We start from the raw sequence: 26,719 nt of genomic DNA, 5'->3' as shown, positions 1-26,719 counted from the left end.
CGGCGACCTATGCCGGCCCCGGCGGTACCTCCCTCCTGGGCCCGGGTACCGGAAAGGTGCCGAGCCCGCGCCGCGGCGGCTCGGGCTCACCGGCCGCCACCCGCCCTGCCGGGACACGCCCGTCCGGGGCACGTCCGGTCACCGTTCCGGCGGGCACTCCGGCCACCTCTCCGGCGAGCGCGTGGCTGCCCAGTGCCCCGTGCACCCCGGGGGCCTGCGTGGAGTCCGTACGGGCGGTCGCCGCCGTGCCGCGTGCCGTGCTGCGACTGGTCTCGCTGCTCGTCGTCGTCGCCACCGGGATCGCGCTGATCCCGGCCGTCGCGCGGGTTCCCGCGGCCTTGCGCGACCGGCTCATCAGACGGTGGTGCCGGACGATCGTGCGCGCCGCGGGCGTACGGCTGCGGATCACCGGCGCGGCCCCGCCCACCGGCGGCCTGCTGCTGGTGGCCAACCACATCTCCTGGCTCGACATCCCGCTGCTCGCGGCCGTCCGGCCCGCCCGGATGCTCGCCAAGGCGGAGATCCGGCAGTGGCCCGTGGCCGGGGCGCTCACCGCGAGCAGCGGCGCGCTGTTCATCGACCGCGACCGGCTGCGCGCGCTGCCCGAGACGGTCGGGCGGATCGCGCGGTCCCTGCGCGCCGGCGGGGCGGTCGTGGTCTTTCCCGAGGGGAGCACCTGGTGCGGCCGGGCCCAGGGCCGGTTCCGCCGGGCCGCCTTCCAGGCCGCCCTCGACGCCGACGCCGCCGTCCAGCCGGTGCGCCTGCACTACCGGTACGACGGGGGCGCGGTGAGCACCGCACCCGCGTTCGTGGGCAGCGACTCGCTGCTCACCTCGGTGTGGCGGGTCGTGTCGGCCCGCGACCTCGTAGCCGAGGTGCGGGTCGGGCCGGTGCTCCCGCCGGGCTCCGCCCCCGACCGGCGGACCCTCGCCCGCGCCGCCGAAACGGTCGCCGTCCACTCCGGCTGTGCCGTGCACCCGGTCACCCGCGCTCGCGTGCACACGGAAGCGCACGCACACCTCTGACGGACCGTCACCTAACCGGGGTACCGTCCCCGCATGTACCCCGGAGCGTACGACCCCGCCAGGACGGCCGTCGTCACCGCCGACGGCGGCCGTACCCTCACCTACGGCCGGTTGGAGGACCGCTCCCTGCGGCTCGCCGACCATCTGCGGTCCGCCGGACTGCGCGTCGGCGACCATCTGGCGCTCCTCGCCGACAACGACCCGCGCGTCCTGGAGGTCTACTGGGCGGCGCTGCGCTCCGGCTTCTACCTGACCGTGGTCAATCACCACCTGACCGCCGACGAGGCCGCCTACATCGTCCGCGACTGCGGGGCGAGGGCGCTCATCGTCTCGGCCCCCCTCGCCGAACTCGGACGCGCTGTGCGCGAGTTGGCGCCGGACACCGCACTGCATCTGAACTTCGACGACGGCTCGTACGAGCGGGCCCTCGCCGGTGCCTCACCCGAACCACCGGCCCATCAGCCGCGAGGCGTCGACATGCTCTACTCCTCCGGCACCACGGGCCTGCCCAAAGGCATCGCGCCGACGCTCCCCGAGGGGGACGTCCGCGAGGAGATGAGCATGTACCAACTGCTCTTCCAGCCCATGTACGGCTTCGGCGAGGACACCGTCTACCTCTGCCCGGCCCCGCTGTACCACGCGGCGCCCCTGCGCTTCAGCTTCGTGGTGACCGCGACCGGCGGCACGGTCGTCCTCATGAACTCCCTCGACTCCTTCGACCCGCGCGCCGCGTTGGCCGCGATCGAACAGCACCGGATCACGCACAGCCAGTGGGTGCCCACCATGTTCGTACGGATGCTGAAGCTGCCGGACGAGGTGCGCGACGCGTACGACGTGTCGTCGACGAGGGTCGCCGTCCACGCCGCCGCACCCTGCCCCGTCGAGGTCAAACGCCGGATGATGGACTGGTGGGGACCCGTCCTGTACGAGTACTACTCGGCGACCGAGGCCAACGGGATCACCTTCGTCGGTCCCGAGGAGTGGCTGCGCAAGCCCGGGACGGTGGGCCGCGGCGGCTTCCTCGGCGAGCTGCGGATCTGCGACGACGACGGCAAAGTACTGCCCGTGGGCGAGACCGGGACCGTGTACTTCGAGCGCGACGAACTCCCGTTCCGCTACCACAACGACGAGGCCCGCACCCGGCAGGCGCAGCACCCCGAACACCCCAACTGGACGACCACCGGGGACATCGGGCACGTCGACGAGGACGGCTACCTCTTCCTCACCGACCGCCGCGCGTTCACCATCATCTCCGGCGGCGTGAACATCTACCCGCAGGAGATCGAGGACTGCCTCACCCTGCACCCCCAGGTCGCCGACGTGGCGGTCGTCGGCGTACCGGACCCGGAGATGGGCGAGGCGGTCAAGGCCGTCGTCCAGCCGGCCCCCGGCGCGACCCCCGGACCGCGACTGGCCCGCGAACTCCTCGACTTCGTCCGCGACCGCATCGCCCACTACAAGGCACCCCGCAGCGTGGACTTCACGGACGCCCTGCCGCGCACACCCACGGGCAAACTGGCCAAGTCCAAGCTGCGCCAGGCCTATTGGGACTGAGAGCCGTCCGGCTCCAGCGGGCCGCTCCGGGGCAGCGCACGCGCGAGGTACGGAGCCGTGGCGCTCCCCGCCGCCCGCGCGACCTCTGCCGGAGGTCCCGCCGCCACGATCCGTCCGCCCGCGTCACCGCCGCCCGGGCCCAGGTCGATCACCCAGTCGGCGCCCGCCACCACCGCCATGTCGTGCTCCACGACCACGACGCTGTGCCCGCCGTCGACCAGACCGTGCAACTGCCGCATCAGCACCTCGACATCGGCCGGGTGCAGACCGGTCGTCGGCTCGTCGAGGAGATAGAGCGTGTGGCCCCGGCGTACGCGCTGGAGTTCGCTCGCCAGCTTGATGCGCTGCGCCTCGCCGCCGGACAGCTCGGTCGCGGGCTGGCCGAGCCGCAGATAGCCGAGGCCGACGTCGAGGAGCGTGGCGAGACTGCGGGCCACGGCCGGGGTGTCCGCGAAGAAGCCGGCGGCGGCCTCGACCGTCAGGTCCAGCACCTGCGCGATGTTCTTCTCCCGGTACGTCACTTCGAGCGTCCCGGGGTTGTAGCGCGCTCCGCCGCAGTCCGGGCAGGGCACGTAGGTGCTCGGCAGGAAGAGCAGTTCGACGCTGACGAACCCCTCGCCCTGGCAGGTCTCGCAGCGCCCGCCCGGGACGTTGAACGAGAACCTGCCGACCCCGTAGCCGCGGCTGCCCGCCTCCTCGGTCCCGGCGAAGACCTTGCGCACCACGTCGAAGAGACCCGTGTACGTGGCCAGATTCGAGCGGGGCGTACGGCCGATGGGCTTCTGGTCGACGCTCACCAGCCGTCCCACCCCAGGCAGTCGCTCCGTGATCTCCCCGATGAGCGTGGACTTGCCCGACCCGGAGACACCGGTGACCGCGGTGAACACGCCCAGGGGGAACTCGGCGGTCGTGTCGCGCAGGTTGTGACGGTTCACCGGCCCGACCTTCGACCAGCCACGTGGCGAACGGACTTCGCGTACCGGAGCGGGGGAGCGGTCGAAGAGGAACCGGCCCGTCGCGGACGCGGCGACGCGCTCAAGCTCCGCCACTGGACCGCTGTGCAGCACCCGCCCGCCGTGCTCGCCCGCCTTCGGGCCCACGTCGACCAGCCAGTCGGCGCCGCGCACGACGTCGAGGCTGTGCTCCACGACGAACACCGAGTTGCCGGCCGCCTTCAGCCGGTCCAGGACCGTGAGCAGGGCCTCGGTGTCCGCCGGGTGCAGTCCGGCGGACGGTTCGTCCAGCACGTACACGACTCCGAAGAGGCCGGAGCGCAACTGCGTGGCCAGGCGCAGCCGTTGCAGCTCGCCCGCCGACAGCGTCGGGGTCGACCGGGCGAGGCTGAGATAGCCGAGGCCCAGTTCGGTGACGGGGGAGATACGGGCGAGCAGGTCCTCCGTGAGGACACGGGCCGTCTCCGAACCGTCGTGACCGGCAAGGGAGCCGGCCAGTTCCACGAGCGGCAGCGCGGCCAGTTCCGCGATGGTCCGGCCCGCGAAGGTCACCGCCAGCGCCTCGGGCCGCAGCCGGCTGCCGCCGCACAGCGGACAGGGCGTCGCGGCGAGGAACCGCTCCGCCTTCGCCCGCAGCGTCTGACTCCTGGAGTCCGCGAACGTCTTCAGGACATAGCGGCGTGCGCTCATGTACGTGCCCTGGTACGGGCGTTGGATGCGGTCGGCGTCCCGTACCGGATGGACCGTCACGACCGGCTGCTCGTCCGTGAAGAGGATCCACTCGCGCTGCTCGGCGGGCAGGTCGCGCCACGGCCGGTCGACGTCGTGGCCCAGCGCGTCGAGGACGTCGCGGAGGTTCTTGCCCTGCCAGGCGCCCGGCCACGCGGCGATCGCGCCCTCCCGGATCGACAGCGCCGGATCGGGGACCAGCAGTTCCTCGGTCGTGCGGTGCACCTGGCCGAGCCCGTGGCACTCGGGGCAGGCCCCGGCGGCCGTGTTCGGAGAGAAGGAGTCCGAGTCGAGGCGTTCGGCGCCCGGCGGATAGTGCCCGGCGCGCGAGAACAGCATCCGCAGGGAGTTCGAGAGGTTGGTGACCGTACCCACCGAGGAGCGCGAGGTGGGCGTCGACCGCCGCTGCTGGAGCGACACCGCGGGCGGTAGTCCGCTGATGTCGCCGACCTTCGGCGCCCCCACCTGATGGATCAGCCGCCGCGCGTACGGGGCCACGGACTCGAAGTACCGCCGCTGGGCCTCCGCGTAGATCGTCCCGAAGGCCAGCGACGACTTCCCGGACCCGGACACCCCCGTGAACACCACCAGCACATCCCGCGGAATGTCGACGTCGACCCCCTGGAGATTGTGCTCACGGGCACCCCGCACACGGACGTACGGGTCATGGGGGCTGTGCATGGGGTGACTCCAGAGGTACGGCGAGCGGGGCAGTACCGATGATGCACGGTGCGGCAGGGCGCGCCCGTAAGGGGCGCGGGGAACCGCGCGACCAGCCACGGACGGCCCGCAGACACCCCACAGCCCAGGCCGCCCCGATGCGACACTCACACGGGCCGCAGCCCCACGACCCGCGCCAACCGCCGGAACGAGTCCACCAGCCCCGCCCGGTCGTACGTACTGGTCGTGACCAGCACCTCGTCCGCGGAGGTCTCCTTGATCACCGTCGCCAGCTCATGGGCGACCTGCTCCTCGGTCCCGGCGACATGACCCAGGAGCCCGGCCTCGTAGAAGCCCCGCTCCTTCTCCGTCATCGCCGGCGTCAGCGACTCGACCCGCTCGGCGGACGGCAGCGGCGGAAACGTACCGTGCGTGCGTGAGTAGGCCATCGACCACGCCTCCGGCAGCAGCAGCCGCCGTGCCTCCTCCGGCGTCCCCGCGACCGCGACCGTGCCGGAGATGACGACGTACGGCTCCGACGCCCACACGGACGGCCGGAACGTCTCGCGGTAGTGGTCGACGCCGCGGCGCATCTTCTCGCGGTTCCTGAGGTCGCCGATCACCATGGGCAGCCCGGCCCGGGCGGCGATCGTCGCGCCCTCGCCCATGGCCAGCACGAACGGCGGCACGGTCAGGCCCTCGGCGGGGCGTGCGCGCACCCCGGTCGGCGAGGTGCCGCGGAACCAGCCCAGCAGCTCGTCGAGCTGCGCCGCGAAGTCGTCGGCCACGTCCTTGTCCCGGCCCAGCGCCCTGCGTACGCCGTCCGTGAACCCCACGGACCGGCCGAGACCCATGTCGATACGGCCGGGGAAGAGGGATTCCAGGACGCCGAACTGTTCCGCCACCACCAAGGGCTGGTGGTTGGGCAGCATCACCCCGCCCGTGCCCACCCGGATCGAGCGGGTCGCGGCGGCGACCGCGGCGGCCAGGACGGTCGGCGCGGAACCGGCGACGCCCGGCACGCCGTGGTGCTCGGAGACCCAGATGCGGTGGTAGCCGAGCCCCTCCAGCTCGCGCGCCAGCCGGACGGTGTCGCGCAGCGCCTCGGGGGCGCTGTGGCCCTCCCGGGTGCGTGAGCGGTCGAGGACGGAGAAGCGGGTCCGGTGGTCCTGCTGGTGCGTCATGGCTTCTCCGCCGGCCTCTCCGCTGGAAGGAATGGGGTGGAAGGGATGTGCTCCTTCGTCAGTCTCAACAGTCGTTTCGCCGATTTCTTCCGCGCGCGTTCCGGGAGGGTGACGAATGACGGGAAAAAGATGGACACGGTGAGGCCCCGCTGAGGGATCGACCCCTTCATTTTTGGGCCGCGATGCACTTAACGTTGCGCCATGGACACTCGATCACCGCGGATCGCCGGTGCGCCCATCTCGTGGGGCGTATGCGAAGTACCCGACTGGGGTTACCAGTTGACGCCCGAGCGCGTGCTGAAGGAGATGCGCGAGGTCGGCCTCGCCGCCACCGAGTTCGGGCCCGAGGGCTTTCTGCCCGGCGAGCCGGCGGCCATGGCGCAGGTCCTCGCCCACCACGACCTCCAGGCGGTCGGCGGCTTCACCCCGCTGCTGCTGCACGTACCCGGGCACGATCCGCTGCCCGAGGTCGACACGCTCCTGGAGAGCTATGCCGCGTCCGGGGCCGACGTCCTCGTCCTGTCGGCCGTCACGGGGCAGGACGGGTACGACTCCCGCCCGGAGCTGGACGCCGACGGCTGGAAGCTGCTGCTCTCCAACCTGGACCGCCTGACCGCGCTGGCCGCCGAACGGGGCGTACAGGCGGTACTGCACCCGCACGTCGGCACGATGGTCGAGAACGGCGAGGAGGTCCAGCGGGTGCTGGAGCACTCCGCGATCTCGCTCTGCCTCGACACCGGCCACCTGCTCATCGGCGGCACCGACCCCGCCGAGCTGACCCGGCAGGCCCCCGAGCGGATCGCCCACACCCATATGAAGGACGTGGACGCCGCCCTCGCCGCCAAGGTCCGGTCGGGCCGCCTCAGCTACACGGACGCCGTCCGGGACGGCATGTACCGGCCGCTCGGCGCCGGTGACGTGGACGTCCGGGCCATCGTGAGCCACCTCGGGGCGCGCGGCTACGACGGCTGGTACGTCCTGGAGCAGGACACCATCCTCACCGACGAGCCCGCCGGCAAGGGGCCCGTCGACGACGTGTGGAGCAGCGCGGAATTCCTGCGCTCGGTGCTCCGCGACGCACAAGGGTGATACCGCGCTGAGGCAGCCAGGAAAAGGAAGAGGCGAGACCGCTCAGGCCGTGGACGGAAGAACCGTCCGCGGCCTGAGCGGGAAGCCCGCGGCCCGGTAGCAGTCGTCGATGAGGCGCATCGTGGCGAGCGCGTCATCGGCGTCCAGCGGCAGCGGCGCGCCCCGGCGCAGATGCGCCGCGAACGCTTCGAGCTGATAGGTGTACGAGGACCGGCGGCCGAGCATCTCGACGCGCTCGCCCGAGGCCGTACGGACCCGGACCCGGTCGTCCAGATGCGGCTGCACGAAGTTCACCGCCGTCGCCTCACCGAGTGAGCCCACGATCCGGCAGCTCATCTCCCATCCGTCGTGCGCCATGTGGCAGCGGGCGGTACCGGTGGCGCCGCCCGGGAACTCCAGCTCGGCGTCCAGCCACTCGTCGACCCCCGGGGCGCCCGGCTGTTCGCCGCCGCGCGCCGCGACGAGCCGCGGCACCCCGCCCGCCCAGGGGGCGAGCACCCGCTGGGCGTGCAGGCTGTAGCAGCCCAGGTCCATCAGGGCGCCGCCCGCCAGGGGCAGCGACCAGCGCGGGTCGGTGTCCGGCGGCGCCGGCATGACCATCGTGGTCTCCACATGCCGCAGTTCGCCCAGCTCCCCGCTCTCCAGCAGCTCGTGCAGGCGCCGGGTGACCGGGTGGAACAGATAGTGGAAGCCCTCCATGAAGACCGTGCCGGCCTTGGCGACGGCGTCCCGGACCTCGACGGCCTCCTCGGTGTTGCTCGCGGAGGGCTTCTCGGTGAGCACATGCTTGCCCGCGGCGAGCGCGGCGAGGTTCCAGGGCGCGTGCAGGCCGTTGGCGAGGGGGTTGTAGACGACCTCGACCGCCGGGTCGTCGACGACGTCGGCGTACGAGTCCAGGACCCGTTCGACGTCGTGCTCGGCGGCGAAGGCCTCGGCGCGGGACCGGTCGCGGGCGGCCACCGCCACGAGGCGGTGGCCGGTCACCCGGGCCGGTCCGGCGATCGACAGCTCGGCGATACGGGCCGCGCCCAGCACACCGATCCGCAGGGGTTCCTCCGTCATGCCGTGCGCACCTCTTCCAGTCGTACGGGCCGGCGCTCGCGCAGCGACAGCGTGCAGGCCTCCGCGATCCAGCTCGCTTCGAGGGCGTCGGCCACGGTGCAGGGGGAGGGCCGGGAGCCCGCCACGACCTCGGTGAACGCGGTGAGTTCGGCGCGGTAGGCGGCGGCGAAGCGGTCCATGAAGAAGTGGTGCGGGGGACCGGCGGGGAAGGTGGCCCCGGGCTCGACGGACCGCAGCGGCAGCTTGTCCTCCAGGCCCACCGCGATGCTGTCCAGCATGCCGTGCACCTCCAGACGGACGTCGTAACCGCGGGCGTTGTGGCGGGAGTTGGAGATGACGCCGATCGTACCGTCGTCGAAGGTGAGCAGCGCGGAGGCGGTGTCGACGTCGCCCGCCGCCGCGATGAAGTCCGCGCCCCGGTTGCCGCCGGTCGCGTACACCTCGACGACCTCGCGGCCGGTGACCCAGCGGACGATGTCGAAGTCGTGCACGCTGCAGTCGCGGAAGATGCCGCCGGAGACGGCCACGTACGCGGCGGGCGGCGGCGCGGGGTCCAGGGTGGTGGACCGCACGGTGTGCAGCAGGCCGAGTTCACCGCTCACCACGGCCTGGCGCGCGGCCACGCAGCCCGCGTCGAAGCGCCGGTTGTAGCCGATGTGCACCTCGACCCCGCCGGCCTCCACCGCGCGCAGCACTTCGAGGCTCTCCTCGACACCGCGGGCCACGGGCTTCTCGCAGAAGACCGGGATGCCCGCCTTGACGGCGGCGAGGAGGAGTTCGGGGTGGGCGTCGGTCGCGGCGGCGATCACGACTCCGTCGACCCCGGCGGCGAACACCGCGTCCGGGGAGTCCACCGCGGTCGCCCCGAACCGCTCCGCCGCCGAGGAGGCCGCCGCGGCGACCGAGTCGGTGACCACGAGCGAGTCGACCGCTTCCAGCCCGGCCAGGGTCTCCGCGTGGAACGCGCCGATCCGGCCCAGCCCCATGATGCCAATACGCATGCGAATCTTGCTCCTTCAACCCAATGGTTCAGCCCAGGGGTCCAACCCGGAGGTTCGACCCGCGGGGCGGTTCAGTCGAGCCCGCCGAAGACGGTCTGGTCCCAGTCGATGACCGAGCCGGTCACCACACCGCTGCGATCGGAGAGCAGGAGGACGACGAAGTCGGCGATCTCGTCGACCTGCCCGAGTCTGCCCATCGGCAGGCCCGCCGCGGCCTTCTCCCGCCAGTCGTCACCCGCGTCGTGGAAGGCGCGCTGGGTGGCGTCCTCGCCCTCGGTGTCCGTCCAGCCGATGTTCAGGCCGTTGATCCGGATCCGGTCCCAGCGGTGCGCGTGGGCCGCGTTGCGGGTGAGCCCCGCGAGACCGGCCTTCGCCGTGGAGTACGGCGCCAGATGCGGCGGGCCGCCGTGCGCGCAGTTCGAGATGATGTTCACGACCGTGCCGGGCGCCTCGCGGGCCGTCATGTCGGTGACGGCGGCCTGCATCGCGAAGAACGGCGCCCGCAGATTGATCGCCATGTGCGCGTCGAACAGTTCCGGCGTGGTGTCCAGGAGCGAACCGCGTGACGTGAGCCCCGCCGCGTTGACCAGGCAGTCGATACGCCCGTACGTGTCCACGGTCCGGACGACGCTCTCGCGGGCCTGCGCCGCGTCCGCCAGGTCGGCGCGGACGAAGCGGGCGCCGGTGTCCGCGGCGAGCTTCTCGCCGACCTCGGCCCGGCGTCCGGTGAAGACGACGGTCGCGCCCTCGCGCAGGGCCGCCCGGACGATCCCCGCGCCCACCCCCTGGCTGCCGCCGTTGACGAGGACGACCTTGTCCTCAAGAAGTCCCATGAGTGCGTTGTTCTCCTTCGGCTGAGGCTTCCCAGGCTGCGGCTCCGGCGGCGCCACTGTCAGTCTTGTGAACGAAGGGCCGTCATACAATCCGCAGAGACCCATCAAAAGTCCGTCATTCGCAGCGGGGGCCGTCGTGCGCCATCCATATCCGATCAGGGAGATCGCCCGGCAGGCCGGTCTGAGCGAGGCCACGGTCGACCGCGTCCTCAACGACCGCGGGGGCGTACGGGAGAGCACGGTCATGGAGGTGCGCCAGGCCGTCAAGGACCTGGACCGCCAGCGGACCCAGGTCCGCATCGGCGGCCGCACCTTCATGATCGACATCGTGATGCAGACGCCGGAGCGGTTCTCCACCGCCGTACGGGACGCCCTGGAGGCGGAGCTGCCGTCCCTGCACCCCGCCGTGGTGCGCTCGCGCTTCCACTTCCGGGAGACCTGCCCCGCCTCCGACCTGGTCGCGACCCTGGACAAGATCGCCAAGCGCGGCTCGCAGGGAGTGATCCTCAAGGCGCCGGACCTGCCGGAGATCGTCGCCGCCGTCAGCCGGCTGGTCGCGGCGGGCATCCCCGTCGTCACGCTGGTGAGCGACCTGCCCAGCAGCGCGCGCATGGCGTACGTGGGGATCGACAACCGGGCGGCGGGCGCCACCGCCGCCTATCTCATCGGCCAGTGGCTCGGCGACCGTCCCGGCAACGTGCTCGCCACGATCAGCCGGGGCTCCTTCCGCGGCGAGGAGGAGCGGGAGATGGGCTTCCGCAGCGCGATGCGGAGCGCGCAGCCCGGACGATCCCTGGTGGAGGTCACCGACAGCGACGGCCTTGACGCCACCCAGCGGGACCTCGTCCTGGACGCCCTCAAGCGGGACGAGGACGTCATCGCCGTCTACTCGGCCGGCGGCGGCAACGCGGCGACCCTCGACGCGTTCGGCCTCCTCGGGCGGGAGTGCGCGGTGTTCATCGCCCACGACCTGGATCACGACAACACCGGCTTCCTGCGGGAACGCCGGCTGTCCGCCGTGCTCCACCACGACCTGCGCCAGGACATGCGGCGCGCCTGCCAGACCATCATGCGCGCGCACAAGGCGCTTCCCGACGAGGGCCCCTTCCTGCCGTCGGCGATCCAGGTGGTCACGCCGTACAACATGCCGCCGGGTGTGCCGCTCGCGTCGTCCGGGCCGTCCGGCGTCTGACGCCCGCGCCGCGGGCTCCACACGGGACGGGACCTCGGACGAGTCCGCCCGGACCCCCGCCGTCTGCATATGTAGATGATGTCTATAGGGTGGAACGACAGCGTGTGGCGGGCCAGGACGCCACCGCACCCGTGGAGACAAGAGGGTCACGTGCAAGCGCTCATCGCCGGGATCGACTCCGGCCGCGTCCTGCTGCTCCTCGCCGCCGGTGTCGCCTCCGGGCTCGCCGGTTCCATCGCCGGTCTGGCCTCGCTGTTCAGCTACCCCGCGCTCCTCGCCGCGGGCCTGCCGCCCGTGGCGGCCAACGTCACCAATACCGTGGCGCTCTTCTCCAACACCGTGGGAAGCGCGGTGGGGGCCCGGGTGGAACTGCGCGGGCAACGCGCCCGGCTGATCCGGCTGGCCCTCGCGGCGGCGCTGGGCGGGGCGATCGGCGCCGCCCTGCTCCTCGGCACCCCCTCCTCGACGTTCGAGCTGGTCGTACCGTGGCTCGTGGCCCTCGGCTCGGTGCTGATCCTCGTCCGCGAGCCCCTGCGGCGGCTGACCGCGCGCTTCAGCGCCGGGCCGGCCTCCTCCGTACCCGGCCTCCCCTTGAGCTGCGCCGTGCTGCTGGTCGGTCTGTACGGCGGCTACTTCGGCGCCGCGGCGGGCGTCCTGATGCTCGCCGTGCTCTCCCTGTCCGCGACGGAACCGCTGCCGGTGACCAACGCGGTCAAGAACATCGCCACCGGCGCGGCCAACGTCACCGCGGCCGTCGCCTACGCCTTTCTCGCCCCGGTCGACTGGGGCGCGGCCGTCACCCTCGGCGTGGGCTGCTTCGCGGGCGCCTGGATGGGACCCGCGGTCGTACGGCGGCTGCCCGAGGCGCCCCTGCGCATCGCGATCGCGCTCGCCGGCCTCGGACTCGCGTGGACCCTGTGGCGGGACGCGACCGCGTCCTGAACGCGCGAGAGCGGCGTCCCGAGGCAGGCCGAAGCGGGGCCTGGAACGACCGGAGCGGCGTTCTAGGGTGGCCGCTGTGACGAACAACAGCACGCCCCTCGCCGTCTTCGACCTCGACGGCACGCTCGCCGACACCGCGCACCGGCAGCGGTTCCTGGAGCGGAAGCCGCGGAACTGGGACGCCTTCTTCGCCGCGGCGCCGCACGATCCACCGCTGGCCGAGGGTGTGGCGCTGGCCCTGGAGTACGCCGAGGAGTGCGAGGTCCTCTATCTGACCGGGCGGCCCGAGCGCTGCCGCAAGGAGACGGTGGCCTGGATCGCCGCCCAGGGCCTGCCCGAGGGCCGGATCCGGATGCGGCGCGACGACGACCGCAGGCCCGCCCGGCGCACCAAGCTGCAGATCCTCCAGGAGCTGGCCCGCAACCGCGAGATCAGGGTGCTCGTGGACGACGACGAGCTGGTGTGCGCGGACGCCGAACGGGCCGGGTTCACCGTCGTACGGGCCCGCTGGGCCGCCGCGTCGGCGGCGCTTGCGGAAGCGCAGGAGCGCGACGGGCGGACGTGACGGGCGGACATGACGTGACGTGCGGATACGACGTGCGGATGTGACGTGCACCGGCCCCTCCCGGACGTGCGGGAGGGGCCGGTGCACGTCAACCGGTGCACGTCATGTGCTGGTGCTCGTGCTCATGCTCGTCGGACACGGGTGGCCGTCAGGCCGAGTCCTCCAGGCGGAAGCCGACCTTCAGGCCGACCTGGTAGTGCTTGACCTGCCCGTTCTCGATCTGCCCGCGCACCTGCGTGACCTCGAACCAGTCGAGGTTGCGCAGGGTCTGCGAGGCCCGGGAGACGCCGTTGCGGATCGCCTGGTCGATGCCCTCGTGCGAGGTTCCGACGATCTCGGTGACCCGGTAGGTGTGGTCGGACATGCGGGTGCTCCTCTCCGCCGTGGCCCGTGTGCCACGTGTCGTTCCACGGTGCCCCAGGAGACGGGGGACCGCGAGATGGGGGCCCGGGGGACACGGGTTCCGGCGGGCTGCGGTCCGGTGCGGTTCACCGGGCCGTGCTCAGCGACAGCGCGAACCTCCCCTCGGCGTCCGTCCACCAGTGGGTGAGTTCCAGTCCGGTCGCGGCCAGTTCCGCGCGGACGCCCGCCTCGCGGAACTTCGCCGACACCTCGGTGCGCATCTCCTCGCCCTCGGCGAACTCCACGGCGATGTCGAGCGCGGGGATCTTGACGGTCACGGCCGCGAGGGCGCGCAGCCGCATCTCGATCCACTCCTCCTCGGCGTTCCAGCGGGCGACATGGCTGAACCCGTCGGGGTCGAAGTCCGCGCCGAGTTCGCGGTTGACGACGCTCAGGACGTTCTTGTTGAACGCGGCCGTCACCCCCGCCGCGTCGTCGTAGGCGGCGACGAGCACCGACTCGTCCTTCACCAGGTCGGTGCCGAGGAGCAGGGCGTCGCCGGGCGACAGCAGCGACCGTACCGACGCCAGGAACGAGGCACGTTCGGCGGGCAGCAGATTGCCGAGCGTGCCGCCCAGGAACGCGACGAGCCGCGGACCGGGTGTGTCGGGCAGCGTCAGACCACCGGTGAAGTCGGCGATCAGCGCGTGCACGTCGAGCGAGGGCCGCTCGACGGCCAGCGCCTCACCGGCCTGCCTGAGCGCGCTCTCGCTCACGTCCACCGGCACATAGGTGTGCAGGGCGGCCAGCGCGTCGAGCAGGTGCTTCGTCTTCTCGGACGAGCCCGAGCCCAGCTCGACGAGCGTGCGCGCGCCGGTCGCCGCGGCGATCTCCGGCGCCCGCGCGACGAGGATCTCGCGCTCGGCACGGGTCGGGTAGTACTCGGGCAGCGCGGTGATCTTCTCGAAGAGCTCGCTGCCCAGCGCGTCGTAGAACCACTTGGGCGGGAGCGTCTTCGGCGTGCGGGTCAGGCCGTGCAGGACGTCGGCCCGCAGGGCGGCGTCCGTGGCGTCCTCGGGCAGCGTGCGGGTGACCAGGAACGGACTCACGTACGGGGCTCCTTGCTCGGAACGGATGCGCTCGGTACGGACGTGCTCGGTACGGACGTGCTCGAAGCAGGAGTGCCCGGGGCGGAAGCGTTCGCCACGGATGCCACGGATGCCACGGGCGCGTCGATGTCCTTGAGCGGGGTGAGCAGGACGTCCGTGCGGCTCGCCGCGAGCAGCGTGCGGTCCGGCACCTCCTGCCAGTGCGGATCGTCGTCGTACGGCTCGGATGCGACGACGGTGCGCCGGCCGGGCTCGGTCAGATACCAGAGCGTGTCGCCCCAGGCGGTGGCGGCGATCACTTCGCCGTTGGTGAGCAGCAGGTTGAGACGGGAGCCGGGGGCCGCCGCCGCCACGTCGAGGACCGTGTCGGCGAGGGCCTGGCCCTCCTCGTCACCGCCCCGCAGCCGGTTCAGGACCAGCGCCCAGACGAGCGCCGAGTCGCAGCGCGCCTCCATCGACAGCAGCTCCGCCGCGGGCAGCGTCCCGGCCAGCGGCGCCAGCGAACGCGGCCAGCCCGCGATCGCGCCGTTGTGGCTGAACAGCCAGGTGTCCGCGGCGAACGGCGCCGCCGCGGCCTCCCCGTCCGCCCCCGCCAGCGTCGCGTCCCGCACCGCGGCGAGCAGCGCGCCCGAGCGCACCACCCGCCCCAGGTCGGCGAAGGACCGGTCGCCCCAGATCGGCCCGGTACGCCGGTAGCGCCCGGGTACCGGGTCGCCCTCGGCGTACCAGCCGACGCCGAAACCGTCGGCGTTGACGGTCCCGTACCGCTGGCGCCGGGGCGCCCACGACTGGCGGTACAGGCTGTGGGCCGGGTCCACGAGGAGCCGTCCCAGCGGCTCCTCGGGCCCCAGGTATGCCAGATGACGGCACATCAGACGCTGTCCGGGCCGGCGTCCCGGGCGGTACGGAACCCGGAGAAGATCTGCCGCCGCACCGGATAGTCCCAGTTGCGGAACGTCCCCCGGCAGGCCACCGCGTCCACGGCGAACGAGCCGCCGCGCAGCACCTTGTGCTCCGACCCGAAGAACACCTCCGAGTACTCCTTGTACGGGAAGGCGTGGAAGCCCGGATAGGGGAGCAGCTCGCTGGACGTCCACTCCCACACGTCACCGATCAACTGCCGTACGCCGAGCGGCGACTGGCCCGCCGGATAGCTGCCGGCCGGCGCCGGGCGCAGATGGCGCTGGCCGAGGTTGGCATGCTCCGGCGTGGGGTCGGCGTCGCCCCACGGATAGCGTGTCGAGCGGCCGGTCTCCGGGTCGTGCCGGGCCGCCTTCTCCCACTCGGCCTCGCTGGGCAGGCGCCGCCCCGCCCAGCGCGCGTACGCGTCGGCCTCGTACCAGCTGACGTGCAGGACGGGCTCGTCGGGCGGTACGACCTCGGTGGCGCCGAAGCGCCGCCGCAGCCACTGCCCGCCGTCGCGGCGCCAGAACAGCGGCGCCCCGATGGAGTGTTCCCGGATGTGGGCCCAGCCCTCCGGCGCCCACCAGCGCCGGTCGGTGTAGCCGCCGTCCGCGATGAACGCCTGGTACGCCTCGTTCGTCACCGGGGTGGTGTCGATGAAGAACGGCGGCACCAGACGCGCGTGCGCCGGCCGTTCGTTGTCCAGCGCCCACGGCTCGGTGGACGTGCCCATCGTGAACGGGCCGCCCGGGACCAGTACTTCGGCCGGTCCGGTGAACGCGGGTACGGGTATCGGGTCCGGAGCCGTCAGGGCCACCGGGCCCTTGCGGAGCTGATGGGTGATCAGCATGGTCTCGTCGTGCTGCTGTTCGTGCTGGGCGATCATGCCGAAGGCGAACCCGGCCTCGGTCAGCCGGGCGCCGGTGCCTTCGAACGCGGTGCTCTCCAGGATGTCCAGCGCCCGCCCGCGTACCTCGGCCGCGTAGGTACGGGCCTCGGCGGGCGGCAGCAGCGGAAGCGAGGGCCGCTCGGAGCGCGGGTGCTCGAAGGCGTCGTACAGGCCGTCGATGTCGGGCCGCAGCGCGTCACGGCCGGCGACCGTCCGCAACAGCCACAGCTCCTCCTGGTTGCCGATGTGCGCGAGGTCCCACACCAGCGGGGACATCAACGGCGAGTGCTGAGCGGTCAGTTCGGGGTCCTCGACGCAGGAGGTCAGCAGTGCCGTGCGCTCGCGTGCCGTGAGCAGCGCCGCCAGCGCACGCTTCCTGAGCGCCTCCGGGTCGTCGAACGTGGTGCCGGTACCGGGGTCGGTCATGGGCGGAAGTCCTTCCCGCTGAGCAGGTGTTCTGTGTGCTGTTCCGTGCTGTGTCCTGCGCTCTGCCCCGCGGCCTGTTCCGTGCCGAGAAGCACCCCGTGCTCCGGATGGCCGGAGTCGGCGGCACGGTCCAGCAGGTCGTCGGCGGGGCAGCGGCCCCGGGCGACATAGCGGTCGGCGAACTCCGCGACCGCCTGCTGCACCTCGGTGCTCGCGCCGATCCTGGGCAGCGCGTCGGCCGCCGCCGCGAAACAGGTCGTGGCCGCCTCCCGCAGCTCCGGGTCGGCCAGGCCCGAGCGGGCGGCGGTCGTCCACAGCGGGTTGAGCGGGGCGGGCAGCGAGCCGGCCCGCTCGGCGAGCGGTTTCACCGTCCGGTAGGCCGTCTCGGCGGCCTCCGGGTCGTCGAACAGCGCCGTCGTCACGGCCAGCGGCACGATCCAGCCGTGGTCGCCCGGCTGCGCGTCGATCATGCGCAGCTCCAGATGCCCGCGCGGCCGCACCGGCGGGAACAGGGTCGTCTGGTGGTAGTCGAGGTCCTCCCGGCCGGGCGGAGCGCCGGACCGGGTCCACTCCCGGAAGGTCAGCCCCTCCGGTACGTCCCAGGGGCCGCTGGGCGCGCGGACGCACATCACCGGCGCGTCCAGGACGTGCCGGGCCCAGGCGGCCCGCGGGTCGCCGTCGAGGGGCGGGGCGCTGGTGCGGCCCGGATCCATCGCGGCCCACAGGGACTGCCGGGTGGAGCGCCAGCCCGTGGGCCGGCCCCGGGCCATCGGGGAATTGGCGAAGGCGCCCACCAGCACCGCGCCCAGCTGATGGGCCAGCCACCAGCGCCGCCCGAGACCGAGCGGTCCCGGTTCCTCGTACCCGGCGTCCAGGCAGACCTGCACGGAGGCGGAGGAGCACATCATGGCGCGGCCCTCGGGGCCCGCACGGTCGAGACAGGTCTCCATGGCGTCGTAACGCGGCTCATGGAGGAACCGGGTGGGTTCGTTCCAGGGGTCCTGGCCCAGTCCGCAGAGGGCGAGACCCGCCTCGCGCAGTACACCGCGTACGGCGTCGAGGTCGGCGGAGACGGAGGCGATGCACTCCATCAGGGAGGCGGCGGGTGCGGAGCTGAGCTCCAGCTGTCCGCCCGGTTCGACGGTGACCGACGAACTCAGGGGCAGGGCCCGCACTGCGGCGTAGGCCGCTTCGCGACGTTCAGGTGGTACGGGGAGCCGCGGGGAGCGCGGCTCGTGGACGAGCCATTCGAGTTCCACACCGAGGAAGCGGGGCGGTCCGGTCTTGAAGCATATGCCGCGGACCAGTGCCTCCACTTCGGCCTCGGTGACGGCGGAGCGGCGTGGCTCCGTACAGTCACTCACCGAATCGGACATGTCGGGATCCTCCTGAGATTCCATCCATGCCGTCGGGTCCGGCTTCGGATGGGCCGGCCCGACAGACGCTCGTCCCACCCAAGACCCTTGAGCCGGTTCGCACAAGGGTGCGTATCGCCGCTTTTGGGTGCGTGAAACTCTGTTGCGACTCCTGACCAGGATCGCTCACCATGCGTTCATGAGCACGACGGGGGATGCGACAGAGGTACCGGGGGAGATCGCGCGGGGCGCGAGCACGGCGCCTACAGGGGTGGCGCCATGAGCGCACGGCTGCGCGCGATCGCACGGCAGACGGAGGAGATCGTCGCGGCGGGTTCGTACCGCGCGTCCGACGGGCGCGAGGTGTCGATCGCCGCGGCGGTGGCCGCCGCCCGTGCAGGCACCCGCATGTACGGCCCGGAGCCGGTGGGGTCGGTGGGCCTCGTTCCGGACCCCGCGAGCGCGTCCTCCGCGACCGCGCCCTCCGGGGACACGTTCTTCGAGGTCACGGGCGAGAGCAGCCTGGAAGCGGCCCGCCGGCTGACCGGCCCGGTCGCGGTGCTGAACTTCTCCTCGGCACGCAATCCCGGAGGGGGCTATCTGAACGGCGCCCAGGCCCAGGAGGAAGCCCTGTGCCGGGCCTCCGCGCTCTACACGTGCGTGGTGGAGGTCCGGGCGTTCTACGACCACCACCGGACACACCGCGACGCCTTCTACACCGACCGGGTGATCCACTCACCGGCCGTCCCGGTCTTCCGCGACGACCGGGGAGCGTTCCTCGACGAGCCGTACACCGCCGGATTCCTCACGGCCGCCGCACCCAACGCCGGAGTGATCAAGCGCACCACGCCGGAGCGCGTGTCCGAGCTGCCGCGCGCCCTCGCCTCCCGCGCCGAGCGCGTCCTGGAGACGGCCGCGGCGCACGGCTACCGCCGGCTGGTGCTGGGTGCCTGGGGCTGCGGAGTGTTCCAGAACGACCCGGCGCAGGTGGCGAGCACCTTCGCCACGCTCCTCGGGGACGGCGGACGCTTCTCCGGCACCTTCGAGCACGTCGTCTTCGGCGTCCTGGACCGGACGAGGGGAGCGGTGGTCCGGACGGCCTTCGAGCAGGCGTTCAGGCCCGTTCAGCGCCAGCCGTAGCGCTCCCGCAGCCGGTGCACCACCAGGTTGAACCGCATCCGGTCCAGCGCGCACGCCTCCCGGCGCATCCCCTTCTCGTGCAGCCGCAGCACCCGGTCCACGTCCACCCACGAGTCGCGCCCGGACCGGTCCCAGGGCCCGCTGCCGATCGGCACCCACTCCCGGTCGCCGTCGTGCCCCTTGCTCGACAACTGCACGGCGAGGAACGTGTCGGCACCCTCGCGGGCGACCACCAGCACGGGCCGGTCCTTGCCCCGCCCGTCGTTCTCCTCGTAGGGCACCCACGTCCACACGATCTCGCCCGGGTCCGGGTCGCCGTCGTGCGCGGGGGAGTACTCGGTCCGCACGACCCCGACCCGCCGCGGATCGGCCTCGACGGTGGCGGAGGGCCCGAAGCGCCCAGGAACATCTCGCTCGGCAGAAGCAGTCACAGCGACACGTTAACCCGCGCCTCCTGTGGCGATTCCCGCGCCCCTTTCCAGCCAGGGGCACGGGCAACCGCCGCGTTGAGGGGCGCGGGGAACTGCGCGACCAGCCACAGCGGACCCGCACCCGTCACCGAACATCCACCCCGACGGCGCCGCTACGCCTCCCCATCCACAGGCACCCTCTTCGAGGCACTCCCGGCACCCCCGGGGCCGAACCCGTTCACAGGTGAACCCTCCGCACCCACCCGCCCGTTCGCGTTCATGGACGCGAGCAACTGCCGGGCGAGCCCGAGCCCCGTCCCACCCATGGTCAGCGCCTTGGTGAACATGTCCGACATCCCCTCGGCCCCGTTCAGCAGCACCATGTGCTCGACGTTCCCGAACGCCCCCGCACCGGCCTTCACGATCTCCGGCCAGTTCTCCGCGAGTTGCTGCGCGACCACGGCCTCCTGGTTCTCGGCGAGCGCGGCGGCCCGCGCGGCGATGGCCTCCGCCTCGGCGAGCCCCTTCGCCCGCGTGGACTCGGCGATCGCCATCCCCTTGGCCTGCGCGGCGGCGGCCTCCGCCTCACCCGTGGCCCGGGTCGCCGTAGCGGCGGCGGCGCCCCGCGCCTTCGTGGCCTCGGCCTCGGCGCCGGCGGCCGTCTTGACCCGCGTGGCCTCCGCCGCGGCGGCCAGCTCCGTCTCCTTCGCCTTGGCCTGCGCCGCGGAGATCCGCACATCGCGCTCCGCCTCGGCCAGCGTGCGCTTCTCGTACGCCTTCGCGTCCGCGGGCTTGCGGACGTCCGCCTGCAGCTGCTGTTCGCGCCGGTGCGCCTTCAGTTCGGCGACGCGGGTCTCCTGGACCACGACCTCCTGGCGGGCCCTCGCTTCGGCGAGCGGCCCGGCCTGCCGCGACTTGGCCGCGGCGTTGTCGCGCTCCGCCTGGTACCCGGCCTGCAGGATCTCGCTGTCCCGGGTCGCCTCCGCCATCCGCGCGGAGGCCTGCTGCTCGGCCTCGGTGGCCAGCCGGTTGGCCTCGGCCTGCGCGATCCGGGCGTCCCGCTGGACGGCCGCCGCGTGCGGCATGGCCAGGTTCTTGATGTACCCCGTCGGATCCTCGATCTCGTGGATCTGCAGCGAGTCGACGATCAGCCCGAGCTTCTCCATCTCCGTACCGCACGCGGCACGGGTCTGCCCGGTGAGTTTGTCCCGGTCGCGGATCATGTCCTCGACGGTCAACCCGCCGACGATGGAACGCAGATGACCGGCGAACACGTTGTGCACCCGCTCCGACATCAGCTTCTGCTGGTCGAGGAAGCGGCGCCCCGCGTTGGCGATCGACACGAAGTCGTCGCCCACCTTGAAGATGACCACGCCCCGCACCTTGAGCGGAATGCCCTGGTGGGTCACGCAGTCCACGGACAGCTCGGTCTCGTTGAGGTCGAGCGAGAGTTTGCGCACCGCCTGGACGCCCGGCAGCACGAGCGTGCCGCGGCCGGTGACGATACGGAAGCCCATGCCCTCCTCAAGGCCCTCCATCCGATGCTTCGAACCGGAGATGATCAGAGCTTCGTTGGGCTCCGCGACCCGCCACATGAGCTTGAAGACCACCACGATGAAAACGAGCGCGAGGACCGCTGCCCCCGCCACGACGCCGACGATCATCGGCATTCGCCCCCTGTTGCCTGGTGCCCTGTCGGCACCGAACGAAGGGAGTGTGCGCCCGCGCGGAGCCGTGGGTACAGAGCCCGACGCGTCCTTGGGACATCCTTGATACGTACGACACGCTCACATGGTCATGGCGCCCGCGCCGGCTTCAACTGTCGTACGCGGGCGACACGTAGACCGTGCGCGGCGGCAGGTACTCCACCACCATGACGACCGTGCCCGACTCGATGCGGTCCTTCGAGGAAGCGGCGTACGCGAGGAAGTGCTCGGCGCCGCCGCGCACCCGGACGATCACCTCGCCGACGAGCCCGGGCCCCACCGTGCCGGTGACCCGCCCCATGAGCCCCACCATCGACGCGTCGTCCATGACACCAAGCCTACGGGCCCACGGACCATGGACCGGCGTGCGGACCGAACTCCGGTACGCCGTCGACCGGTTCGCGAACCGTCGCGCTGCCCGGCCACCGCTCGGACCACCGCTGGTCCGCCTCCAGTTGCGCGGCGAGCGAGACGAGGAGCGGCTCGCTGTGCGCTGGGCCGAGGAGTTGGGCGCCCACGGGCAGGGAGCCGTCGACGAAGCCCGCCGGGACGTTCACCCCGGGCCAGCCCAGCACGTTCCACGGCCAGGCGTACGGACACGCGGCGATCATGGCCCGGTCGGTGCCGAAGCCGCTCAGCCCGTGCAGCGCCCCGATGCGCGGCGCCGGAGCGGCCGTCGTCGGCGCGAGGACCACGTCGTACGTCTCGAAGAGCGCCCCGATCCGCCGGTGCAGCCGTGCCTCGGCGCGCCGGGCGGCCCGCAGCGGGGCCCCGCCGAGCAGCCGCCCGAGCCGGGCCGCCTCCCGGGTACGCCGGTCGAGGAGGGCGGGGTCGGGCACGTCCCGCACGCGCTCGGCGATCCCGGCGGTGGCGCGCGGCACGAACGCGAGACCGATCCGCCCGTACGCCGGGTCGGCCTCCTCGACCTCGTGCCCGAGCGCGGCCAGCCGTTCCGCGAGGGCGACGACCCGGGCCCGTACGTCGGGGCGAAGTCGCGCGGGCACCGCCGTGAACGGAGGCTTCAGCGACAGCGCGATCCGCAGCCGGCCCGGATCCCGGCCCACTGCTTCCGTGGTGCGCAGCGCGGGCGGGCGGTGCAGATCGCCTGCGTGGCTGCCGCTCGCCGCGTCCAGGAGCAGCGCCGCGTCCTCGACGGTACGGGCCAGCGTGCCGTTGACCGTGATGCCGTGGAAGGACTCCGGGCGCGGCCAGGTCGAGATCCGGCCGCGCTGCGGTTTGATGCCGATCAGATGGGTCCAGGCCGCGGGGATGCGCACCGAGCCCGCCCCGTCCGAGCCCAGCGCGGCGGGGACCAGGCCCGCCGCGACGGCGGCGGCCGAGCCGCCGGACGAGCCGCCCGGGGTGTGCCCGGTGTGCCACGGGTTGCGGGTGTCGCCGAAGGCCGGGCCCTCGGTGAAGGGCCACTGTCCCAGCTCGCAGGTGTTGGTCTTGCCGACGATCACGGCACCGGCCGCCCGCAGCCGGCGTACCGCCTCGCCGTCCTCGGTGACCGGCGGGAACGCGCCGCGGCAGCCGAAGGCCGTCGGCTCGCCCGCCACGTCCATGTCGTCCTTGACCGCCACCGGCACCCCGAGCAGCGGCCGGTGACCCCCCGCCGCCAGTTCCTCGTCGGCGGCGTCGGCCTCCGCGAGCGCGGCCTCGGCGCGCACCAGCCGGAAGGCGTTCAGGGTGCCCTGGGTCGCCGCGATCCTGGCGAGGGCCTCCTCGACGAGCGCCCGCGAGGACACCGAGCCCTCGGCCAGGGCGCGGGCGCGCTCCGCGAGCCCCGCAGGACGGGCGGACGTCATGCGGGCCTGCGTACACGGTTGGGCGTCATAGGGGGCTGCCACCTCCGGGAGCACGATGTCTACCGAACGGTAACCTCCGGATGGCGTAAGCGGTACGGGGCGTCCGACCGCGTTGGCGGGGACGGCGGACAGCCCGTGCGCCGGGCCCTTCATGGTGGTCCGCCCTTGCCTCTGCCTCTGCCTCCGCCCTTGCCTTCGAGTGCTCTTCAAGTTCTACCGTCACGGGAGTCGGCGACCGTCCGGCGGTGGTCCGAGGGCGACGGAGAAGAACATGCGGGTCGGCGTGCACATCAACCGGTTCAACCACCCCCGCGGCGCGAGTGCGCTCGGCCCCGAACTGGCCACGGCGGGCGCCGCCGCCGAGGCCGCGGGCGTGAGCTGGATGTCGGTCATGGACCACTACTTCCAGATGGAGTTCAACGGCGGTGCCGAGGACGCCATGCTGGAGTCGTACACGACCCTCGGCTTCCTCGCGGCCCACACCTCGACGGTCCGGCTCGGGACGCTGGTGACCGGGGTGACCTACCGGCATCCCGGACTCCTCGCCAAGATCGCCACCACGCTCGACGTCCTGTCGGGCGGGCGGGCCACGCTGGGGATCGGGGCGGCCTGGTACGACCGCGAGCACGAGGGCCTGGGCGTGCCGTTCCCGCCGCTCGCGGAGCGTTTCGAACGGCTGGAGGAGACGCTGCGGATCTGTCTGCAGATGTGGGACCCGCAGACGAACGGACCCTTCGAGGGCAAGCACTACCGGCTCGCCGAAACCCTCTGCGTACCCGCACCGGTGAGCGCCCCGCGTCCGGAGATCATGGTCGGTGGCGGCGGCGAGAAGAAGACGCTGCGGCTGGTCGCCCGGTATGCGGACGCCTGCAACCTGTTCGCCTCGACCCCCGAGGAGGTCGGGCACAAGCTGGACGTCCTGCGCGGGCACTGCGACGCCGTGGGCCGCGACCACACCGAGGTGCGCAAGACGATGGTCCACTCGGGCGACCCCCGGAGCGGGGCCGAACTGGACGCCTTCACACGGGAGATGGCGGACTACGCGAAGCTCGGCATCGAGACCGTGATCCTGGGCCCGCGCGTCGACGAACCCGCCGAGTGGATCGAGCGCGGCGTCGCCCCGGTGGTCGAGCGGCTGGCCGGACTCGGCTGAGGCGCACCTGCTGCCGCGTATGACACGAGTACCGCGTACGAGTACCGCGTACGACACGAGTACCGCGTGCGGCACCGGTGCTGGGTACGACTGCGACGCGCGGCGAGGGCCGCGCGTCAGCAGGAGATGTGCAGGTGTGCAGGTGTGAGGGTCAGGCGGCGACGGGCGCGGTGGCCTCGCCGTGGATGCGGCTGATGACCTCGGTCAGCTGCGCGGCGACCTCGGCGTCGTCGGAGGGGTGCGTCTCGGCGAAGCGGACGACCGAGCCGGCGATGGAGAGCTTGATGTCCTCAAGAACCTTCGCGCCGGCGATACCGGCGGCCTTGCGGGCCTCGTCCTGCGCCCAGACGCCGCCGTACTGGCCGTAGGCGGTGCCGACCACGGCGAGGGGCTTGTCCTTGAGGCCGCTCGCGCCGAACGGGCGGGACAGCCAGTCGATGGCGTTCTTCAGGACGGCCGGGATGGTGCCGTTGTACTCGGGCGAGAAGAGCAGGATGGCGTCGGCGCTGCCCGCGGCCTCGCGCAGCCGGGCGGCGGCGGCCGGGACGTCGCCCTCGACGTCGATGTCCTCGTTGTAGAAGGGGATGTCGGCCAGGCCCTCGAACAGGTCGACCTCCGCGCCCTCGGGCGCGAGCTTGACGGCGGCCTCGGCGAGCTGGCGGTTGTGCGAGCCGGCGCGAAGGCTGCCGACGAGCGCGAGGATACGAACAGTCATGGGGGGCTCCAAGGAGGATGAAACATTGCCATTACGATCCGGACCGGGGTCCGTTTAAAGTTCTACCAGCCAAACGGACCACGGTCCAGTTTTCTTCCCCCGGCGTTACGCTGTCTTCATGTCCGCCTCCCTGCCGCCCTTTCCCAAGCCTCAGGAGCCGATCGGCGAGCCTGTTCTCCTGGAGCTGACCTCCGGTGAGGACGAGCCGTGCCTGCGTGCCGACGCGGCCCGCAACCGGGCCCGGCTGCTGGAGGCCGCCGCCCGCCTGGTCGCGGAGCACGGCGCGGCCGGCGTCACGATGGAGGCGGTGGCCGTGGCCGCCGAGGTCGGCAAAGGGACCGTCTTCCGCCGCTTCGGCGACCGCACCGGCCTGCTCATGGCGCTCCTGGACCACTCCGCCAAGCAGCTCCAGGCCGCCTTCCTCAGCGGGCCGCCGCCCCTGGGCCCCGGTGCGCCGCCGGTCGAGCGGCTGGAGGCGTTCGGACGTGCCGTCCTGCGGCAGTCGGTCGAGCAACTGGATCTGCAACTGGCCGCCCAGCCCGAACCGGCCCGCCGCTACTCGTTCCCGCCCCAGCGTTTTCTGACCGGCCACGTCACCCTGCTGCTGCGCCAGGCGGCGCCGGACGCCGACTGCGCACTCCTCGCCCAGACGCTGATGGGGTACCTCGACCCCGCGCTGATCCACCACCTGACCAAGGAGTGCGGGATGCCGCTGGAGCGGCTCGAAGCGGGCTGGACCGACCTGGTCGCACGCCTGACGCGTACGGAGCCGCCGGCCTGACCCGGCTGGAGCGGCACGCCTGATCCGCCCGGAGCGGCACGTCTGATCCGTGCGGAACTGCCTTGGCAGGAAAGCGACTTGGGGCGCACCCCGGCCCCGGGCCCGCGTGGGGCTTCTGCAAGGATGCCGTACCTCATGGTGCAGATACCGAAAACATCCGCCCCTCCGCCGCCCGCGCAGCGCTCCGTGCCGACGAGTGCCGATGTGGCCCGTCTGGCGGGTGTGTCACGCGCGACCGTCTCCTACGTCCTCAACAACACCAGCGCCGTACGGATCAGCGAGCCCACCCGCCGCCGTGTCCACCAGGCCGCCGAGGAGCTCGGCTACGTGCCGCACGCCGCGGCCCGCAGTCTGCGCGCCGGGCACAGCCGCATGGTCCTGATGCCCGCGCCGGACGTACCCGTCGGCCCGCTCTACAGCCAGTTCTTCAACGAACTCCAGTGGGCGCTCAGCCGCCTCGAATACACCGTCGTGCAGTACGGGGGCCTCGGCCTCCAGGGCGACGAGGCGGCCCGCGCCTGGGCCGAGCTGCGGCCGGTCGCCGTCCTGGCGCCCGGCGGGGGCCTCGGGCCGCGGGGCGTCTCCGTGCTCAAGCGCTCCGGCGCCCGGGCCGTGGTCACCCTCGGCCCCGAACGCATCGAGGGCGCACACGCGCTCCTCATGGACCACCAGGAGGTCGGCCGCAGCGTCGGCGCGCACCTGCTGGCCCGGGGCTACCGGCGCGTCGGGGTGCTGGTGCCCGAGGATCCCGGTCTGGAGATCTTCTCCAGGCCCCGGCTCGAAGGCGTACGGCAGGCCCTGACCGGCACGGACGCCACGGTCACCGAGCTGCCGCTCGCCTACGAGGAGAAGGCCGCGGCCGATCTCGCGGGGCGCTGGCGGTCGCTCGGCCTGGACGCCGTCTTCGCGTACAACGACGAGTTCGCGATGCTGCTGATGCGTGCGCTGCAGGACGAGGGCGTCGCCGTCCCGGACGAGACGGCCGTCGTCGGCGCGGACGATCTGATGCTCGGACGGCTGCTGAGGCCGCGGCTGAGCACGGTCCACATCGAGCTGCCGTCCGGGCGGGAGCTGGCCGAGCTGGTCGACCGGGCGGTGCGGGAGCCGTCGGCGGAGCCGGAGGCCCGGGTGGTGCTGGGGGCGGAGGTCGTCCACCGGGAGTCGAGCTGACGGCTCGGCGGGTGCCGGCCGGC

25 protein-coding genes are annotated in these 26,719 nt (G+C 72.6%); 10 read left to right on the top strand and 15 right to left on the bottom strand.

The window, feature by feature from the left end; translation table 11 throughout:
* Positions 1-185 precede the first annotated feature (185 nt).
* Both J8N05_RS27020 and J8N05_RS27015 read left to right on the top strand, forming a co-directional pair.
* Positions 186-1,025: a lysophospholipid acyltransferase family protein gene (locus tag J8N05_RS27020; RefSeq protein ID WP_247706766.1), complete on the top strand. Its 840-nt coding sequence runs from the start codon at positions 186-188 to the stop codon at positions 1,023-1,025.
* 33 nt (positions 1,026-1,058) lie between these two features.
* Entirely contained in the window at positions 1,059-2,579 is a 1,521-nt protein-coding gene (locus tag J8N05_RS27015; RefSeq protein WP_210887033.1) for an acyl-CoA synthetase, read from the top strand.
* Here the strand turns inward: J8N05_RS27015 and J8N05_RS27010 are convergent.
* Complete coding sequence (locus tag J8N05_RS27010) at positions 2,567-4,942, bottom strand: ATP-binding cassette domain-containing protein (RefSeq protein WP_210887030.1); 2,376 nt, start codon at positions 4,940-4,942, stop codon at positions 2,567-2,569. The genes J8N05_RS27015 and J8N05_RS27010 overlap by 13 nt on opposite strands.
* A gap of 146 nt (positions 4,943-5,088) precedes the next feature.
* Positions 5,089-6,105 carry an LLM class flavin-dependent oxidoreductase gene (locus J8N05_RS27005; protein WP_210887027.1) on the bottom strand — a complete coding sequence of 339 codons (1,017 nt, stop codon included), beginning with the start codon at positions 6,103-6,105 and terminating at the stop codon, positions 5,089-5,091.
* Between the two features lie 201 nt (positions 6,106-6,306).
* Here J8N05_RS27005 and J8N05_RS27000 point away from each other — a divergent pair, with 201 nt between their 5' ends.
* Positions 6,307-7,194: a sugar phosphate isomerase/epimerase family protein gene (locus tag J8N05_RS27000; protein ID WP_210887024.1), complete on the top strand. Its 888-nt coding sequence runs from the start codon at positions 6,307-6,309 to the stop codon at positions 7,192-7,194.
* A gap of 42 nt (positions 7,195-7,236) precedes the next feature.
* Here J8N05_RS27000 and J8N05_RS26995 read toward each other — a convergent pair whose 3' ends face one another.
* From J8N05_RS26995 to J8N05_RS26985, 3 genes are all read right to left on the bottom strand, one after another.
* Positions 7,237-8,256: a Gfo/Idh/MocA family protein gene (locus J8N05_RS26995; RefSeq protein WP_210887021.1), complete on the bottom strand. Its 1,020-nt coding sequence runs from the start codon at positions 8,254-8,256 to the stop codon at positions 7,237-7,239.
* A complete protein-coding gene (locus J8N05_RS26990; RefSeq protein WP_210887018.1) occupies positions 8,253-9,257 on the bottom strand; it encodes a Gfo/Idh/MocA family protein in 1,005 nt (334 codons plus the stop codon). Before J8N05_RS26990 ends, J8N05_RS26995 begins: the two co-directional genes overlap by 4 nt.
* Before the next feature lie 71 nt (positions 9,258-9,328).
* Complete coding sequence (locus J8N05_RS26985; RefSeq protein ID WP_210887015.1) at positions 9,329-10,090, bottom strand: SDR family oxidoreductase; 762 nt, start codon at positions 10,088-10,090, stop codon at positions 9,329-9,331.
* Between the two features lie 136 nt (positions 10,091-10,226).
* On the opposite strand from J8N05_RS26985, the gene J8N05_RS26980 reads away from it, so the two are divergent.
* The 3 genes from J8N05_RS26980 to J8N05_RS26970 all read left to right on the top strand — a co-directional run bounded on the left by J8N05_RS26980 (position 10,227) and on the right by J8N05_RS26970 (position 12,789).
* Positions 10,227-11,282 carry a LacI family DNA-binding transcriptional regulator gene (locus J8N05_RS26980; RefSeq protein ID WP_210887012.1) on the top strand — a complete coding sequence of 352 codons (1,056 nt, stop codon included), beginning with the start codon at positions 10,227-10,229 and terminating at the stop codon, positions 11,280-11,282.
* 150 nt (positions 11,283-11,432) lie between these two features.
* On the top strand, positions 11,433-12,224 hold the full coding sequence (locus J8N05_RS26975) for a sulfite exporter TauE/SafE family protein (RefSeq protein ID WP_247706508.1): 792 nt from the start codon (positions 11,433-11,435) through the stop codon (positions 12,222-12,224).
* Between the two features lie 76 nt (positions 12,225-12,300).
* On the top strand, positions 12,301-12,789 hold the full coding sequence (locus J8N05_RS26970) for a phosphatase domain-containing protein (protein ID WP_210887009.1): 489 nt from the start codon (positions 12,301-12,303) through the stop codon (positions 12,787-12,789).
* Positions 12,790-12,937: 148 nt separating this feature from the next.
* Here J8N05_RS26970 and J8N05_RS26965 read toward each other — a convergent pair whose 3' ends face one another.
* From J8N05_RS26965 to egtA, 5 genes are all read right to left on the bottom strand, one after another.
* Positions 12,938-13,153 carry a dodecin gene (locus J8N05_RS26965; protein ID WP_107019416.1) on the bottom strand — a complete coding sequence of 72 codons (216 nt, stop codon included), beginning with the start codon at positions 13,151-13,153 and terminating at the stop codon, positions 12,938-12,940.
* Between the two features lie 124 nt (positions 13,154-13,277).
* A complete protein-coding gene (gene egtD, locus J8N05_RS26960; RefSeq protein WP_210887006.1) occupies positions 13,278-14,240 on the bottom strand; it encodes an L-histidine N(alpha)-methyltransferase in 963 nt (320 codons plus the stop codon).
* Positions 14,237-15,112 carry an ergothioneine biosynthesis protein EgtC gene (gene egtC, locus J8N05_RS26955; RefSeq protein ID WP_210887004.1) on the bottom strand — a complete coding sequence of 292 codons (876 nt, stop codon included), beginning with the start codon at positions 15,110-15,112 and terminating at the stop codon, positions 14,237-14,239. Before egtC ends, egtD begins: the two co-directional genes overlap by 4 nt.
* The gene (egtB, locus tag J8N05_RS26950; RefSeq protein ID WP_210887001.1) at positions 15,112-16,458 is read right to left on the bottom strand and encodes an ergothioneine biosynthesis protein EgtB; all 1,347 of its coding nucleotides are present in this window, start codon (positions 16,456-16,458) and stop codon (positions 15,112-15,114) included. Before egtB ends, egtC begins: the two co-directional genes overlap by 1 nt.
* A complete protein-coding gene (gene egtA, locus J8N05_RS26945; protein ID WP_210886998.1) occupies positions 16,455-17,834 on the bottom strand; it encodes an ergothioneine biosynthesis glutamate--cysteine ligase EgtA in 1,380 nt (459 codons plus the stop codon). The genes egtB and egtA overlap by 4 nt, the downstream gene beginning before the upstream one ends.
* A gap of 258 nt (positions 17,835-18,092) precedes the next feature.
* Here egtA and J8N05_RS26940 point away from each other — a divergent pair, with 258 nt between their 5' ends.
* Positions 18,093-18,953 (top strand): TIGR02452 family protein, encoded by an 861-nt coding sequence (locus J8N05_RS26940; protein ID WP_210886995.1) that lies wholly within the window; start codon positions 18,093-18,095, stop codon positions 18,951-18,953.
* Here J8N05_RS26940 and J8N05_RS26935 read toward each other — a convergent pair.
* The 4 genes from J8N05_RS26935 to J8N05_RS26920 form a co-directional block, all read right to left on the bottom strand.
* Positions 18,938-19,384, bottom strand: a complete 447-nt coding sequence (locus J8N05_RS26935) for a type II toxin-antitoxin system PemK/MazF family toxin (protein ID WP_210886992.1) — start codon at positions 19,382-19,384, stop codon at positions 18,938-18,940. The genes J8N05_RS26940 and J8N05_RS26935 overlap by 16 nt on opposite strands.
* A gap of 152 nt (positions 19,385-19,536) precedes the next feature.
* On the bottom strand, positions 19,537-21,033 hold the full coding sequence (locus tag J8N05_RS26930; protein WP_247706507.1) for a flotillin family protein: 1,497 nt from the start codon (positions 21,031-21,033) through the stop codon (positions 19,537-19,539).
* A gap of 145 nt (positions 21,034-21,178) precedes the next feature.
* Positions 21,179-21,397, bottom strand: a complete 219-nt coding sequence (locus J8N05_RS26925) for a hypothetical protein (RefSeq protein WP_199854866.1) — start codon at positions 21,395-21,397, stop codon at positions 21,179-21,181.
* A 10-nt stretch (positions 21,398-21,407) separates the two neighbouring features.
* Positions 21,408-22,877, bottom strand: a complete 1,470-nt coding sequence (locus tag J8N05_RS26920; protein ID WP_210886988.1) for an amidase — start codon at positions 22,875-22,877, stop codon at positions 21,408-21,410.
* Between the two features lie 271 nt (positions 22,878-23,148).
* On the opposite strand from J8N05_RS26920, the gene J8N05_RS26915 reads away from it, so the two are divergent.
* Positions 23,149-24,030 carry an LLM class F420-dependent oxidoreductase gene (locus J8N05_RS26915; protein WP_210886985.1) on the top strand — a complete coding sequence of 294 codons (882 nt, stop codon included), beginning with the start codon at positions 23,149-23,151 and terminating at the stop codon, positions 24,028-24,030.
* Between the two features lie 151 nt (positions 24,031-24,181).
* On the opposite strand, the gene J8N05_RS26910 is transcribed toward J8N05_RS26915, so the two are convergent.
* Positions 24,182-24,745 carry an NAD(P)H-dependent oxidoreductase gene (locus J8N05_RS26910; protein WP_210886982.1) on the bottom strand — a complete coding sequence of 188 codons (564 nt, stop codon included), beginning with the start codon at positions 24,743-24,745 and terminating at the stop codon, positions 24,182-24,184.
* A gap of 118 nt (positions 24,746-24,863) precedes the next feature.
* Between J8N05_RS26910 and J8N05_RS26905 the strand changes: the two genes are divergently transcribed.
* Positions 24,864-25,526, top strand: a complete 663-nt coding sequence (locus J8N05_RS26905; RefSeq protein ID WP_210886980.1) for a TetR/AcrR family transcriptional regulator — start codon at positions 24,864-24,866, stop codon at positions 25,524-25,526.
* Positions 25,527-25,661: 135 nt separating this feature from the next.
* Positions 25,662-26,696 (top strand): LacI family DNA-binding transcriptional regulator, encoded by a 1,035-nt coding sequence (locus J8N05_RS26900; protein WP_383944299.1) that lies wholly within the window; start codon positions 25,662-25,664, stop codon positions 26,694-26,696.
* Positions 26,697-26,719: the final 23 nt, after the last annotated feature.

The organism is Streptomyces liliiviolaceus (assembly GCF_018070025.1).
Classification (GTDB): domain Bacteria; phylum Actinomycetota; class Actinomycetes; order Streptomycetales; family Streptomycetaceae; genus Streptomyces; species Streptomyces liliiviolaceus.
This window is presented reverse-complemented; position numbering and strand designations above follow the sequence as displayed.